This window comes from Shouchella rhizosphaerae (genome assembly GCF_036700015.1).
Taxonomy (GTDB): domain Bacteria; phylum Bacillota; class Bacilli; order Bacillales; family Bacillaceae_D; genus Shouchella; species Shouchella rhizosphaerae.
The window spans coordinates 818,112-831,936 of the sequence record NZ_CP144921.1 but is presented as its reverse complement, the minus strand read 5'-3'; the positions used below and the strand labels follow the sequence as shown (position 1 = coordinate 831,936).

The 13,825-nt window shown below is 38.7% G+C and carries 17 protein-coding genes and 1 pseudogene; 17 read left to right on the top strand and 1 reads right to left on the bottom strand.

Annotated elements, in window-relative coordinates:
- Positions 1-32: 32 nt before the first annotated feature.
- The 5 genes from V5G21_RS04440 (at position 33) to V5G21_RS04420 (ending at position 3,719) form a co-directional block, all read left to right on the top strand.
- Entirely contained in the window at positions 33-440 is a 408-nt protein-coding gene (locus V5G21_RS04440) for a hypothetical protein (protein ID WP_011248008.1), read from the top strand.
- Positions 413-1,165 carry a glycosyltransferase family 2 protein gene (locus tag V5G21_RS04435; protein WP_011248007.1) on the top strand — a complete coding sequence of 251 codons (753 nt, stop codon included), beginning with the start codon at positions 413-415 and terminating at the stop codon, positions 1,163-1,165. The genes V5G21_RS04440 and V5G21_RS04435 overlap by 28 nt, the downstream gene beginning before the upstream one ends.
- 125 nt (positions 1,166-1,290) lie before the next feature.
- Positions 1,291-2,385, top strand: coding sequence for a glycosyltransferase family 4 protein (locus V5G21_RS04430; protein ID WP_011248006.1), 1,095 nt, complete (start codon positions 1,291-1,293; stop codon positions 2,383-2,385).
- 113 nt (positions 2,386-2,498) lie between these two features.
- Entirely contained in the window at positions 2,499-3,464 is a 966-nt protein-coding gene (locus V5G21_RS04425) for a Gfo/Idh/MocA family protein (protein WP_269029406.1), read from the top strand.
- A gap of 75 nt (positions 3,465-3,539) precedes the next feature.
- Complete coding sequence (locus V5G21_RS04420) at positions 3,540-3,719, top strand: CsbD family protein (RefSeq protein ID WP_035202852.1); 180 nt, start codon at positions 3,540-3,542, stop codon at positions 3,717-3,719.
- A 252-nt stretch (positions 3,720-3,971) separates the two neighbouring features.
- Here V5G21_RS04420 and V5G21_RS04415 read toward each other — a convergent pair whose 3' ends face one another.
- Positions 3,972-5,087, bottom strand: coding sequence for an AimR family lysis-lysogeny pheromone receptor (locus V5G21_RS04415; RefSeq protein WP_338465247.1), 1,116 nt, complete (start codon positions 5,085-5,087; stop codon positions 3,972-3,974).
- A gap of 494 nt (positions 5,088-5,581) precedes the next feature.
- On the opposite strand from V5G21_RS04415, the gene V5G21_RS04410 reads away from it, so the two are divergent.
- The 12 genes and pseudogenes from V5G21_RS04410 (at position 5,582) to V5G21_RS04350 (ending at position 13,788) form a co-directional block, all read left to right on the top strand.
- Positions 5,582-5,977: a DUF5082 domain-containing protein gene (locus V5G21_RS04410; protein ID WP_035202849.1), complete on the top strand. Its 396-nt coding sequence runs from the start codon at positions 5,582-5,584 to the stop codon at positions 5,975-5,977.
- 5 nt (positions 5,978-5,982) lie between these two features.
- Positions 5,983-6,246: a DUF5344 family protein gene (locus V5G21_RS04405; protein WP_035202847.1), complete on the top strand. Its 264-nt coding sequence runs from the start codon at positions 5,983-5,985 to the stop codon at positions 6,244-6,246.
- A 73-nt stretch (positions 6,247-6,319) separates the two neighbouring features.
- A pseudogene (locus tag V5G21_RS04395) lies at positions 6,320-7,794 on the top strand (LXG domain-containing protein).
- Positions 7,791-8,135: a hypothetical protein gene (locus tag V5G21_RS04390; RefSeq protein ID WP_142300671.1), complete on the top strand. Its 345-nt coding sequence runs from the start codon at positions 7,791-7,793 to the stop codon at positions 8,133-8,135. Before V5G21_RS04395 ends, V5G21_RS04390 begins: the two are co-directional and overlap by 4 nt.
- A gap of 780 nt (positions 8,136-8,915) precedes the next feature.
- Positions 8,916-9,254, top strand: a complete 339-nt coding sequence (locus V5G21_RS04385; protein ID WP_251180023.1) for a hypothetical protein — start codon at positions 8,916-8,918, stop codon at positions 9,252-9,254.
- A 352-nt stretch (positions 9,255-9,606) separates the two neighbouring features.
- Positions 9,607-9,939 carry a hypothetical protein gene (locus V5G21_RS04380; RefSeq protein WP_035202837.1) on the top strand — a complete coding sequence of 111 codons (333 nt, stop codon included), beginning with the start codon at positions 9,607-9,609 and terminating at the stop codon, positions 9,937-9,939.
- 417 nt (positions 9,940-10,356) lie between these two features.
- A complete protein-coding gene (locus tag V5G21_RS04375) occupies positions 10,357-10,692 on the top strand; it encodes a hypothetical protein (RefSeq protein ID WP_142299413.1) in 336 nt (111 codons plus the stop codon).
- 525 nt (positions 10,693-11,217) lie between these two features.
- Positions 11,218-11,421: a hypothetical protein gene (locus V5G21_RS04370; protein WP_304450548.1), complete on the top strand. Its 204-nt coding sequence runs from the start codon at positions 11,218-11,220 to the stop codon at positions 11,419-11,421.
- 108 nt (positions 11,422-11,529) lie between these two features.
- Entirely contained in the window at positions 11,530-11,868 is a 339-nt protein-coding gene (locus V5G21_RS04365) for a hypothetical protein (RefSeq protein WP_304450547.1), read from the top strand.
- Positions 11,869-12,134: 266 nt separating this feature from the next.
- On the top strand, positions 12,135-12,479 hold the full coding sequence (locus tag V5G21_RS04360) for a hypothetical protein (protein WP_304450546.1): 345 nt from the start codon (positions 12,135-12,137) through the stop codon (positions 12,477-12,479).
- 195 nt (positions 12,480-12,674) lie between these two features.
- Entirely contained in the window at positions 12,675-12,998 is a 324-nt protein-coding gene (locus V5G21_RS04355) for a hypothetical protein (protein ID WP_035202829.1), read from the top strand.
- A gap of 460 nt (positions 12,999-13,458) precedes the next feature.
- Positions 13,459-13,788 carry a hypothetical protein gene (locus tag V5G21_RS04350; RefSeq protein ID WP_095237397.1) on the top strand — a complete coding sequence of 110 codons (330 nt, stop codon included), beginning with the start codon at positions 13,459-13,461 and terminating at the stop codon, positions 13,786-13,788.
- Positions 13,789-13,825: the final 37 nt, after the last annotated feature.

Below are 13,825 nucleotides of genomic sequence, written 5' to 3'. Positions count from 1 at the left end.
CTTTGTTGTAGGACAAGCAAAGGAGGAGAACCATGCTAAAAAATTCCCTAATTGCCTGTGGCATTTTGCTGTTTTTAAGTGGTTTCTTTTTTTTAGATGAGGGAGAAGCCAATCCATATAAAGAAGAAACCACGACCATTGACCAGAAGACTTTTATGGAAGTAAAGCTTGCTCATGAAGCGGCAAAATATGTACTCGAGAATCACGAGCAGCAATGGTACAGCCATCATTTTACAAGAACACTTTCGGAAGAAGAACAAGCTGCTTTTCTTGCTATTTCGTTAGAAAAAGAGGCCGAAGTTGCAGAAGAAGGGGAAGAACAGGTGGCCCTTTCTTATAATGGAACGGTCGTCTCGTATGAAAAAGTGGACAATGTTTGGAAAATAGCGCAAGTGGAGGAGGCGCATAGGCAGTGGAACAACAACCACTTGTATCAATAATTACTCCTGTTTATAATTGCGAGACCTTTTTACATGAGACGATTGAATCCGTTTTAGCGCAAACATATGCCAATTGGGAGCTATGGCTGATCAATGATGCTTCCAGCGATGGCAGTAAGTACATTGCTGCTCAATTTGCAGAAGCGGACAGCCGAATCAAGCTCATTGATTTAGAAAAAAACGGCGGTGCAGCAGTGGCGCGTAACAAAGGCCTGGAAAGGGCAGAAGGCAAGTATGTGGCTTTTTTGGATGGCGATGATCTGTGGCGGCCTCAGAAATTAGAGAGGCAAGTCGGTTTTATGGAGGAGACAGGCCATTTGTTTTCATTTACGAGTTACCGGATTATGAGAGAGGATGGCACAGAGCGCAGCAAAGTGGTTGAAGCGCCGTCTGTCGTCACGTACGAGCAGTTGCTTTCCAACACGATTATTGGGTGTTTGACTGTCATGTTAAATCAAGATGCATTAGGAACGCTGCAAATGCCTACAATAAGGACGAGACAAGATTTCATGCTGTGGCTTTCAATATTGAAGAATGGCTACTCCGCTTACGGAATAAAGGAGGAGCTGGCGGTATACCGCAAAGTAGGCAACTCAATATCAAGCAACAAATGGCAAGCGGCGAAACGAAACTGGGAAATTTACCGAAAACATGAGGAACTGCCCTGGCTGAAAGCGTGCCGTGTTTTTGTCGGTTACGCGTGGAATGGGATGAAGAAATTGTAAGGAATTTAAAGCGTTTTAAGGGTTCATGAAGAACATGTAAATTGTCCCTTTTATTCGATAGATTTTGCTATTCTTGCTTAAGTAGCAACTTGATAAAAAGAATAGCAAAAGCGAGGGTGGCAAACATGGAAGCTTACATACTTGCAATCATTAGCAGCTTTGCGGCAGCCATCGCGGTCACACCCCTTGTGATCAAATGGGCGCATCGCTTTGGCTTTGTTGATCAGCCAAACAAGCGAAAAGTACATCAAAAACCAATGCCTCGCATAGGCGGTTTAACCTTTATTTTTGGGACAGGAATCGGATTGTTGGCAGTGGCAGACCAGCTGGCGGCTGATTGGCAAACGACAGTAGCAATTTTGGCAGGCGCTTTACCAATCATAGCCATTGGCTTACTTGATGATAAGTTTGCGCTTCGAGCTAGAACGAAGTTGTTGTTCCAACTTCTCTCCGCCTCGATTGTCGTCATCGGCTCCGGAGTGTCGATTGACTTTATTTCAATCCCGTTTGGAGAACGGATTGACTTAGGCCTGTTAAGCAGTATTGTAACAGTGATATGGCTGATCGCGATGATGAATGCCATTAATTTAATAGATGGCCTGGACGGGCTTGCTGCAGGCGTCGCCATCATTGCGCTAAGCACAATGCTAGTCATTGCGGCAGGAAACCCAGCTGCTTATGGGCTTGTCTTCGCCTTTGGATTCCCTTTAATTGGTAGTATTGGCGGGTTTTTGATATTTAACTTTCATCCAGCGAAGTTCTTTATGGGCGATACAGGCTCGCTGTTTCTCGGATACATGATCGGGATTTTATCAACAATGGGCTTTTTCAAAAGTGTAACGATTGTCAGCGTCGTGGTGCCTCTGTTCATACTTGGCGTACCCATTCTTGATACCGTGTTTGCGATTATCCGCCGCAAACTGAACCGACAAAAAATTGGTTCGCCGGATAAAGGCCATCTTCACCACTGCTTATTAAACAGAGGGTACGGCCACAGGCAGGCGGTGTTGACGATTTATGGCGTTAGCCTCTTGTTCGCAGCTTGTGCAATTCTTTTGTCCATGTCAAGCTTATGGTTCTCACTGCTCGTGTTGATCGTTGTCGCTTTGCTGATCCAACTATGTGCAGAGTGTATAGGCTTAATTGGCGAAAAACGAAAACCACTTTTAAATACGATTAGAAAATGGGCAGGCGCAGGGGCGCCATTAAGAAGCAAATAACAAAGCTCTGGTGCAGTCAGCTGGCACCGGGGCTTTGTCCTTTTCAAGCGGAATGCTGGCATATCGTGGCACAGATCAGGTACGATTAGGAAAAACGCCTTGGAGGAGATAGTATGACAACGATCAATTGGGCAATACTTGGCCCAGGAGCCATCGCCAGCGATTTTGCCCAAGCACTAAACAACATCAACGGAACGATTTATGCAGTCGGTTCAAGATCGATTGAAAAAGCGCAGGGGTTTGCAAGCAAATTTGGTGTCAAGCATGCGTTTGGAAGCTATGACTCCTTGCTTCACGATGAAAACATCGACGCCGTTTATATTGCAACGCCCCATTCCAACCACTATGAATACATTAAAAAAAGTTTGCAAAGTGGAAAACATGTTTTATGCGAAAAGGCAATCACGGTAAACGGCCAACAGCTTGAAGAATTAATGAGCCTCGCAAAAGAAAAACAACTTGTGCTGATGGAAGCAATGACCCTTTTTCACATGCCGCTCTATGCCAAGTTGCAACAGGTGATTCGTTCAAATACGCTAGGGCCTGTCAAAATGATCAATGTCACATTTGGCAGTTTAAAGGAAGCGAACCCGCAAAATCGTTTTTTTAATAAAGAACTTGCCGGCGGGGCGATTTTAGACATTGGCACCTATGCGTTATCGTTTGCGCGCTTTTTTTTAGAAAGCCAGCCACATGAAGTGTTGACGACGGTCAAGCCGTTTGAAACAGGCGTTGATGAACAGTCGGGAATTGTCCTTAAAAACAAACAAGAACAGTTGGCAACAATTGCACTAGCAATGCGCTCGAAAATGCCGAAGCGAGGCATTGTCGCCTGTGAAGGGGGCTACATAACCGTCGATGACTTCCCACGGGCCCAATCAGCGCTGCTCACTTATCCTGATGGCTCAACCGAGGAAATCACAGCAGGCCAGACAGAACATGCCCTCCAATACGAAATCCAAGCGATGGAAGCAGCAATAGCCGGCCAAGGAGACACACATATAGCGCTCTCCCGCGATGTAATGGAGCTAATGGATACCGTTCGCCGCCAATGGGGCATCACGTATCCATTTGAGTAACCGCAGAAAAAGAAGTTTAACATAGCCCGATAACGTCTATTTAGATAAATACACATCTAAAAGGAGGCGTTATCGATGGCAAACGGAACAACCGACAAAATGAAAAGCGCAGCAAACAAAGCAAAAGGAGCAACCAAAGAAGCTGCCGGAAAAGCGGCAGACAATAAAAAAATGCAAGCAGACGGCAAGAAAGACAAACTAAAAGGCAAAGCCCAAGAGATGGAGGGGGAAGCTAAAGAGAGGATGAAGGAGTAAAATAGGCTTAGTATTGGGACAAGAGATATAGAAAACCAAAAAGGTTCCGATCATCTAAAAAGGATGATTAGAACCTTTTTGTAATTATTTTTGCTAGCTAAGTCCCAACCTCGTTTAAAAGCTGTCGGCCCCGCCAACCCCTCCTAAGGGCTGGTGACTATCCATAGTAGTAGGATATAAGGGAGAAGAACTTAAAACAAAGGCTACTAATAAGGCTACTGATAGTTGTCTTATCATTTTTTAAGCCTCCTTTTAGTTGAGCGTTGTTAATATCAATTTGTCGAATTCTTCAAACATCCAATAACAGACAGGAATCTCTCCTTCCTTTGCTGCAATCTTTAAAGCGTTCATATAGAAAGAAATGTTATTTGTAGCTTTAGCACGATAAAAAAAGCTATATTTTGAAGCACCGTACTTACTTTCCTGTAAATTTAACAATTCTAATGCTCTTTTTCTATTGCCTCTTACTATATGTTGGTGTGCTTGTTCCTCTAAATCAACTTTTTCATTTAAATCAATATACTTATTATGAAGATTATGCAAAAATACAATATCTTGATATAAAATACTATCTATTTGGTCGTGGGCATTAATTTCCTCATAAATAGATATTGCTAACTGAAAATGCTCATAGGATTGATCGAATTTGTTTTTTTGATATAGATAAATTTGTCCTAAAATCCTATAAGCAGCTCCTAAGAGGATGTTTTCTGAAGTTGGATTAACAACAGTGCTTAAAGCATAAAGTTCTGCCTTCTCAAAGTCAGCATGAGTATTCAAGTAGCCTAGAGCTAAGTTACAAGAAAAACGAGCAGCGAAGACAGTTTTTAAGTATCGATTGTCCAATTGACTAATCGTAATTTCAAGTTTTTGTAGTAAATAAAATGCAGTTTGTAATTGTTTCATCCTTAAAAAGGCTGTGAATTCTAAAAGCTTTAATTTTATATAAGTAGCATCATGTTCGTTCGTAGCCAACAAAGATTGGGTACTAATTAAAAGATTCTCAGCCGATATGTTATTCTCTAATAAACGCTTTCCTAAACTATAAACTTTACAGCAATGAGTCAATAATACATCGTTTTGGTGACGATTGATAAGATAATCAATAAGTGCTAAATCTTTATAAACAAAAGCAAATTCAAATGAAGAATAAACCTCTTGGAGCTTCTTAGCGTCTTTACAATATGAAATCATGAGAGGTTTGAAATGATCTTCATCCACATACTTCACGATCGTCAATATATCCTCAAACTCTAGCGAAGGATACTTTTTGGTCAATTGTATAACCGAATCGTATGTAAGCGTTTGTCCACGTTTCATGCCTTCTTTTGCCAGTAACGCCTTGTTTTCTTCACTGATCCAAGCCAAGCTGGTCACCTCCACGATATCCGGTGTACTAGCACTATAACATAAAAAAGTGCTAGCAATAGCGGGTTTGACATTGGGAAAATTCGTTTATTGCAGTTGGGAATTTTCCATTTTTGAAGAATGAAAACATGAAAAATCCTTAAAATGGCAGTTAGGTAAATGTCATTCCTATTAACTAATAGTATATTTCCCAATAATAGGGTAAGTTTGTCTGGGCGTTTATTTACTTTAAGTTAAAATTTGCGTACTGTTATTCAAACGGCCAAAGCTGTTGGTCTCAAAGGCGTTTGGGGGAACGTTTGATCAAAGAGAAACCGTCATTGTTAAAGTTTACGGTTGACCTCGCCTGTCTTAGTCCGAGGCTTATTTTTGTCGCAGCACACTTTCGACTTTATCACTTGTAATTACCTGGTTTTTTTAGGCTTGAAATAGTTAAACATGTAAATGGATTTTTTTATGCTTGATATATATGGAAAAAGAAGGGGTATATACGAATGGATTATTCAGCAAACATTACCCGGTTGAGAAATGAAGTTGGTTCGCTTCGTGGAGAAATTGCGTCCATCCAGCAAGACATCAGGCGTCTTCAAGAAGCGAAAAGCACTCTTATGGAACAACAGGTCTCTTTCCATCACGAAAAGGCACAGTTACAAGAACCAGGTTTAACCGCTGGGGTATGGCATGGAAACGAAGCATATGACCATGACACTAAGCGTTCTAGTTTAGAGACGTCTTATCGAGCCTCTGAAGACCAGTTGGAAGAGATCATTTCCTCAATTGAAAGGAAAATCAACCTTTTGCGAAGTGATATTCAACACGCACACACACTTATTGACGTTAAACAATCGCAAGTAGCGATGTTCAAGCGTCTGCAAAATGAATCAGGGTGATGAAAATGGCAGAAATCAAAGTGAATGAAAGTAACGCATTAGAAGTGTTTCAACATGTCACAAAGGCTGCAACTGGCTTAGCTTCAATAGAAGCAACAATTGAAATGGCAACATCATCACTTGATGTTCTTGAGCAACTTAACCACTTGGAGAAAGCATATCAAGCGCAGCTCAAGTCGTATATGGAAACGTTAAACAAAACGAAACAAGAGAGCCAACAGCTAATTAAAATATACGGGGAAATAGACCGGGCTTTGGCCAATCAATGAAGAAAGGAGCATAGCTAATAAAAAGTATGTTGCCTCTGATTTTTTCTCTGCCCTCGATAAGATCGACTCGGACATGAATCAGTACACAGAGACATTGAGCAACGTTCATTCTGCTATTCAAGGCGTCGTGAATTTGGGAGACAATCTCACAGGGCAAGGCGGAGAAGCGCTCAAAAACTTTTACGCCAATAACCATGTGCCGCTGCTTTCCTATTGGACGATGGCCTGCCAACAAGTTAAAATAGCTACAAAAAAATGCGGATGAACGCGCTAAGCTTTGAGAGCAGCGATGCAGTGATTGATGAAAGCTTTATTGAAGGAGAAGTCATTCCTCAATTAGAAAAAAATCAGCGAAGAATCCAACAACATCAAGACAGAATTAATGGTGTTGTTGATAGCGTCTCGGATATTGTGTCTTTGCCTAAAATTGACACAAGTGCCATACAGACAGGGATACACGAGGCGAAGCAGCATGCAATGAATACGGTTGAAAAGCTCTATGCTTTCGATTATGCGCAATCAGCAGCGGTCGACCAACTGATTTCGTTGATGGCGCCAATTAGCTCGTTTATTGACGGTTTAAATGGGGCGATTGAATCAGGTGTTAGCATTACGGCACTTGCCGGCTACATTGCTTCCCAAGATGTGCCGCCAGAAATAAAAGCGATGCATCCGATGTTAAATGGCACGTATAATGTATTGACTCCATATCAGAACTTTAACGACCAAGCGGTACATACACAGAACTTCTTGCTTTCGCCAAACCCGTTTGGATTTATTCACTTTAGCAATCCGTTCATTGCAAACGTCGCCCATCGATTTTATTTGGCCAGTGGGCATATTGATGTCGTCCATCATTACTCGCCAGATCAGAAGATTGCAGGTACAGTAGTGGATGCAAATGGAAATGAGATTGCATCTTCCGCTTACTCAGTTGACGCTGAAATTATTAATGATTGGGGCGATGGCCATATTGAGGTTCGTGGCGGAAAAGTGGACTACGATGCACTAGAGGAACAAGGAATTATTCCTAACAGATTCGTTACTAACTCGGGGCATTCTATACACTATACGGATATTGATGGGGAGCTTGTTATATTTATGGATGATCCTGATGTGCATTATTATACGAATGCTCACAAACAAACAGGAATAAATTACGGACTATCTCATTTGTCTAGTTGGAGTACAGTATTTATTGGAGCCCATATAGGCTACACACAGGCACTAAAAAAAGCGAATGGATCTAAGGTTATAGAAGAAAAAAAACCGCCTACTGTAGCTGGTGAAGCCAAAAACTATGTTTTCGGCACTTCAGGCTTATTAGCAGGTGTCCCAATTGTTACCACTCCTATCCCTTCTTCTGGATCAGAAGAACGGATTCTCTGGATTAGCACTGATGAAGGGCAAACATGGGACACTAAAATCTATGTAGAAGTTGATAAAAATGGCAAAGCAACAATGACAGATTACGAAGATAGAACACCAGAAGGACCAATTGGATGGATCTATGAAAAAACAATTAAGCAATGGATTGGGGATTCATGAAAAATATAAATGGAAAAGAAATCAAATTAAGCCGAAAAAACAAGCTTGTTGCTTTTGTTCTATTGCCGCTTTATATGATCACTGTTTTTCTAATAAGCTATACAGTGGGCCTTGAATTAGCTAGCAAATGGTATGATTCAATGGCAATCATCACGTTCATAATAGCGGTACTTGTGCTTTGTATTATATTGAACCCAGTTTTTAACGCGTTCGACTTCTATGACATATATGTTGTGAATGGGGAATTAAGCCTAAAGAAAAAAATGAAAAAGTTTAAAGCAGCTTTCATAACATTCACTCTTATTTCTGTTGTTGCAGGCTTATGGAGAGGGATAATTTAACTTGATTTTAAAATGAGAATTATAAGCACCCTCGTTGGGGTGAACAGCGGGGGCTCTTTTTTAATGGATAATTTTCCTAAAGTGTTTCTTACCCATGGGACACTATCGTTTAACTATTCATCGCAAACATTGTGACAAGTGTTATCGAACGTTTTGTCCGACTGGGTTTTGTAATTAAAGAGGGGGGCCAATTCACTCATGAATGAGAAAATAGCTAAATTAACACCAAAGAATAAACTTATTGCATTTGTGTTACTCCCCCTATACCAAATTAATAACCACCTCAATTGTCATGTATTTAAAAGGAACTTGGTACTTTGATGTATGGGGATTTTTGGGGTTTCTGACAATGGTACTTGCTGTTTGCTATATTTGCAATCCAGTTTTCAATGCATTTGAATTTAATAATATCTTTATTAGAGCTGCGGAGACGTCCCTAATTGAGAAAATTAAAAAGTTCAAGGGGATTTTTATAATATTTACGGTTGTTCCCATAATAGTAGGGCTACTTGCGCTGAATACAAACTAACACTTGCAGGATACACGGCAATCGCTATTGGTATTCCAGTTTTGGCATTGATTATGCATCACGGATAAATTTTTCCGTCTCGAAACTAAGAGATTACTCTGTATTTCGAGACGGAATTTGGTTCAAACATCATCTATAAATCTATTAGCAAATCTGTAAGGTTATATGTACCTATAAAAACATATTCTTCTGTCTATGTCCCAATCGTTGACTTTTTTACTGATGATAATGATAAAAAGTAGGTGAATGCGATGGAGGATGGACAAAAAAATCAAGAAATGACTACATCAAACAAAATCCAAGCCTTTATTCTAATGCCTGGATATATGATGATTGTCTCGTTTGTTTTATATTACTTATTGACGTTTAGTTTTATTAAGGCCGAGGGGATTATTGCAATCATTTCGTTTCCTTTGGTTTTTTGTTGGATATACGTTCCGCTTTTTAGAGAATACCAATTTAAAGAAATGTATTACAAAGATGGCGATATGCCTATAAAAGTTAAAATTCAAAAAAACAAGCAAGCAATCACTGAATATAGCATTATAGCTGTATTTACAACTGGTTTCGCATTGTTATGTCACATATAGCGGTTTGTAACTAAAAGAAGTAGGGCGATTTTGCCCTACACTTTTTTGTTGAACAAAAAGATCGTTCCTTAATAGCTAAAACTATAAATGACAAAGACCAATAAATCACATTTGCTCCATTTGTGGGCTTTCTCATAATCGTTAGCAATACAAGCCCTACAAATCACAAGAAGAAAAATGAAACTAACCCTAAATGATGAAGGTAAAACGTGGGATACGAAAGTCTACGTAAAAGTGAGTGCTAATGGGGTGGTCACAATGGAGGATTACGAAGACCGCAAAGGTGGATTTTTGGATAATATTGTTGATTTTTTTCGATCAGACTATAAAAAGTGAGTGTTAGGGGTGCCATATGACGAGTGAAAAACAGATGAGTAAGAAGGCAATGTTGCAAGCATTTTTATTATACCCATTAATGCTCGGTTTTTCTGCCAGTGTCATTATTACAATTCTGAGAGTCTTTGAACCAAGTAGTAGCAGTATTAAAGCAATTTTTTTCTTTGCCTTTGCAATTAGTTTCGGCTACGCTCCATTACTTGGAATCGATAATTTTAGACATTTTTTTATCGAACAAAAAGGTACCTTAATAGCTAAAATTAAAAATGACAAAGAACAACAATTCGCATTTGCTGCATTTGTGGGCTTTCTTGTAACCGTAGGTATTCTTTTTCATTCTAATTTGTGAATGTGATACTGTCTTGAAACTAAGATATACTCCATATTTAGAGACAGTATTTGCTTCAAAAATATTGATTCCTATTAAATCGATCCCATGTAGATTGATTGTCTATCCATTTTCGTCTAGCTACATGATTAAAAGAGAGTTAAAGAAATAAGAATGTCCTTTGTTTTAAAGCGAGGAAACAGCTCTCACGCGGGTCATGGATGATTGTACCCACATTGACGCAAATAGCACGTTTACGGCTGAAAGAGAATTGGAACGGAAGATCACGGTTTCTATGATGGGTTTAAGTATTCTCTTAATCATTTCAGAAATGTATGTATTCGCATAATATCATGGTTTATAAACGAAAAATTATTTCCCGTCTTCAACAAAGTTGTAGATTATTTTAGTTCCCAGGATGACAAGTAGGTGATTAGAATGGAACAGCATGACGAAAGAAAAATGGATTTGCGTAATAAATTTCAAGCTTTTGTATTGATCCCTGTGATTATAATAGTGCTCGCATCGATAATCTATTTGATCTTTACTTTAGGTCAGATTAAAATAGAATGTTTAATCGCAATCATAATAGCTTCTTTGTTTGTTTGCTGGATATATAATCCTGTCTTTAACAAGAATGAGTATAGGGAAATGTTCTATGAGGATGCAGATATGCCTATCAAAGACAAGATTATGAAATACAGACCAACACTAGCGGGATACGGAGGAATAACGCTTGTTATTGCTTTCTATGCTCTTATCATGCATTACTGAGCAAATTAATTCGAATGCCATCTCTAAATTAATAAAAATGTCAGACAAGGATGAGACGACATGGAAACAAGCGGTCATTATGATGATCTTACTGAGTGTACTGTTAATCATCTCAGAAATGTTTTTATTTGCTTGAAGACTCTAGCTAATGGATCGTAAAAGATAAACTAATTGGATACTTTACAAGGAATAATAAGTGTAAGGCAGGTGAGATATATGGAAGAACCAACTACATCTATGACTTTTTGGAATAAAATACAGGCATTTTTGTTGATGCCTGAGGTTGTCGACAAAGTCGATAACCACACTCAGACTGATAGAAAACGCTTGTCAGACGAGGAGTGCAGGCGAGGGAAGATGCAAATAGAACGGGGGTTCATGAGCATATGAGTGAGACAAACGACGACGTATGCGAGCGTTTGTCTACAGTCTGAGGCATTTTTGTTAATGCCTCTTTATATGATGGCCGTTTCATCATTACTGTATTTTGTTGCCTCCTTAACTTTTATAAGGGCAGAAGGAGTCATGACCATTGCGATTTTAACTATTGGTTTCTGCTGGATATATGTTCCAATTAGTAACGGATTTCACTTTAACACTCTTTATTATCAGGACAAATCCCTATCTATCAAAGCAAAAGTTAAAAAAAATAGTCGTGCTATAGCAGAATATAGCATCATTGCTGCATCATTTTCAGTTGTTGCTTTCCTATATCGCTTCACACAATAATGGAACATCACTATTTTTATCTCGATACGTATGATTTTACTCAAATATATAGAACAATTTATTTCATGGTTTGAGAAGCGTGCCTTAAGACAACAAGTAGGTGATTAGATGGAACAACAGAACGAAAGAAAGATGGATTGGCGTAACAAGTTTCAAGCTTTTGTGTTGATGCCAGCTATTATTATGATAGTAGCATGGGTGCTCTATTTTATTTTCACTCTAGGACAAATGAATTATCAAGGGGTGATTCCAGTGATTGCAGCCCCTTTAATTATTTGTTGGGTATGTAATCCCTTCTTTGAAATAAACGAATATAAGGAAATGTTTTATGAGGATGCGGATATGCCCATCAAAAACAAAATAATGAAATACAGACCAACTCTTGCAGGATATGCAGTGACCATAATGGGCATTGCAGTTTGTGCACTGATAATGCATCACGGATAAATGCATCACGGATAAAGTCATTTTCATCTCGGAACCAATAATACCCGATATTTCAAGACTGAGTTTGTTTTAAACATTAACTACAAACGTATAGCTTTTATTTTAATTATAGAATCCTGTAAGGTTTTAAAAACCAGTGACACTAGAACCTATGTACAAGTTGATAAAAGTGGCAAAGCAACAATGACAGATTACGAAGATAGATCACCAGAAGGACTCATAGGATGGCTCTATGATAAAACAATAAAGCAATGGATTGGGGATTCATGAAAAACATAAATGGAAAAGAAATCAAATTAAGCCGAAAAAACAAGCTTATTGCTTTTGTTCTATTGCCGCTTTATATGATCATCGTCTTTTTAATAGGCTATACAGTGGGCCTTGAGATAGCTAGAAAATGGTATGATTCAATCGCGATCGTCGCATTCATAATAGGAGTATTTGTGATTTGTGCCATACTAAACCCAATTTTCAATGCTTTCGACTTCTATGACATATATGTTGTGAATGGGGAATTAAGTCTAAAGGAAAAAATGAAGAAGTTTAAAGCGGTTTATATAGCATTCACTCTTTTTTCTTTTATTTTCGGTTTATGGACAGGGATATTTTAACTTGATTTAAAATGGGAATTATAAGCATCCCTCGCTGGGGCTAACAGCGGGGGCTCTTTTCTAAAGAATAATTTTCCTAAAGCGTTTCTTGCCCATGGGACACTATCGTTTAACTATTCATCGCAAACATTGTGACAAGTGTTATCGAACGTTTTGTCCGACTGGGTTTTGTAATTAAAGAGGGGGCCAATACCCATGAAGGAGAAAATAGCTAAACTAACACCAAAGAATCGATTTATTGCATTTGTGTTACTTCCGTTATACCAAAGTGTGATGTTTACGATTGGATATTTGTTTTCTTTTAATATAAGCGGAGGAAACGGTATATGGAGTTTTGTGGGGTTTCTTCTTGTGACATTTTTCGTTTGTTTTATATGTAATCCAGTTTTCAACGCATTTGAGTTTGATAATATTTACATAGAGAATGGAGATTTAACCATTCGAGAGAAAGTGGAAAAGTTTAAAGGCATTTTTATTATTTTTACAGTTGCACCGATAATAATGGGGATTTACGGTTAATCCCAATTTCACTTCTGAAATTAAGAGTGCATACACGAATTTAAGCATCCCTGCTGAATTAAAGCAGGGGTGCTTGTTTATCTCACTTTACCAAATTCACGGTTTAAGGACTAGGATATGCGGCAATCGCTAGGTATTGCGATTCGGGTATTGATTTTGCATCAGCGATAAGTTCTTTTATCGCGAAACCAAGAGGTTCATCTATATTCGAGACGGAATTTGTTTTAAACATCAACTATAAACCTATTCGCTTTTATTTTAATATAGAGACATGAACTGTTTCTTTTGTTGGTACAGAAGAACGTATTCTATGGATAAGTATTGATGAAGGGGAAACATGGGATACCAAAGTGTATATAGAAGTTGATACAAACGGAAAGGCTCATATGACTGATTACGAAGATGTTCCTCGCCGGGGGTTTTTGGTTGGCTATATGACCGATAAAGGAAGTGTTAGCACTTGGCAGATCGAAAATTAAACAAAAAAAACAAGCTTTTAGCATTTGTGTTTATGCCTCTGTATATGATTGGCTTATTTATCATTGTGTATACTGGAACACTTTTATTGAGTGGCCGGTCATATGAGCTCATTTCCATTATTGTCTTTATTTTAGCTACTTGCTTCGTTTGTTACATAGCTGGACCAAAATTGAATGGATTTCAGTTTCAACATATTTATGTAGTAAACGAACATTTATCTTTAGCCCAAAAAATAAAAGAGTTTAAAGGCATGTATATCATGCTAGGTTCTTTTTCAATGGTTACAGGGTTACTTTTTGGACTTACCTAAAATGATTCCCCTCAAAGTCGCTAAGGGGAAATACAGG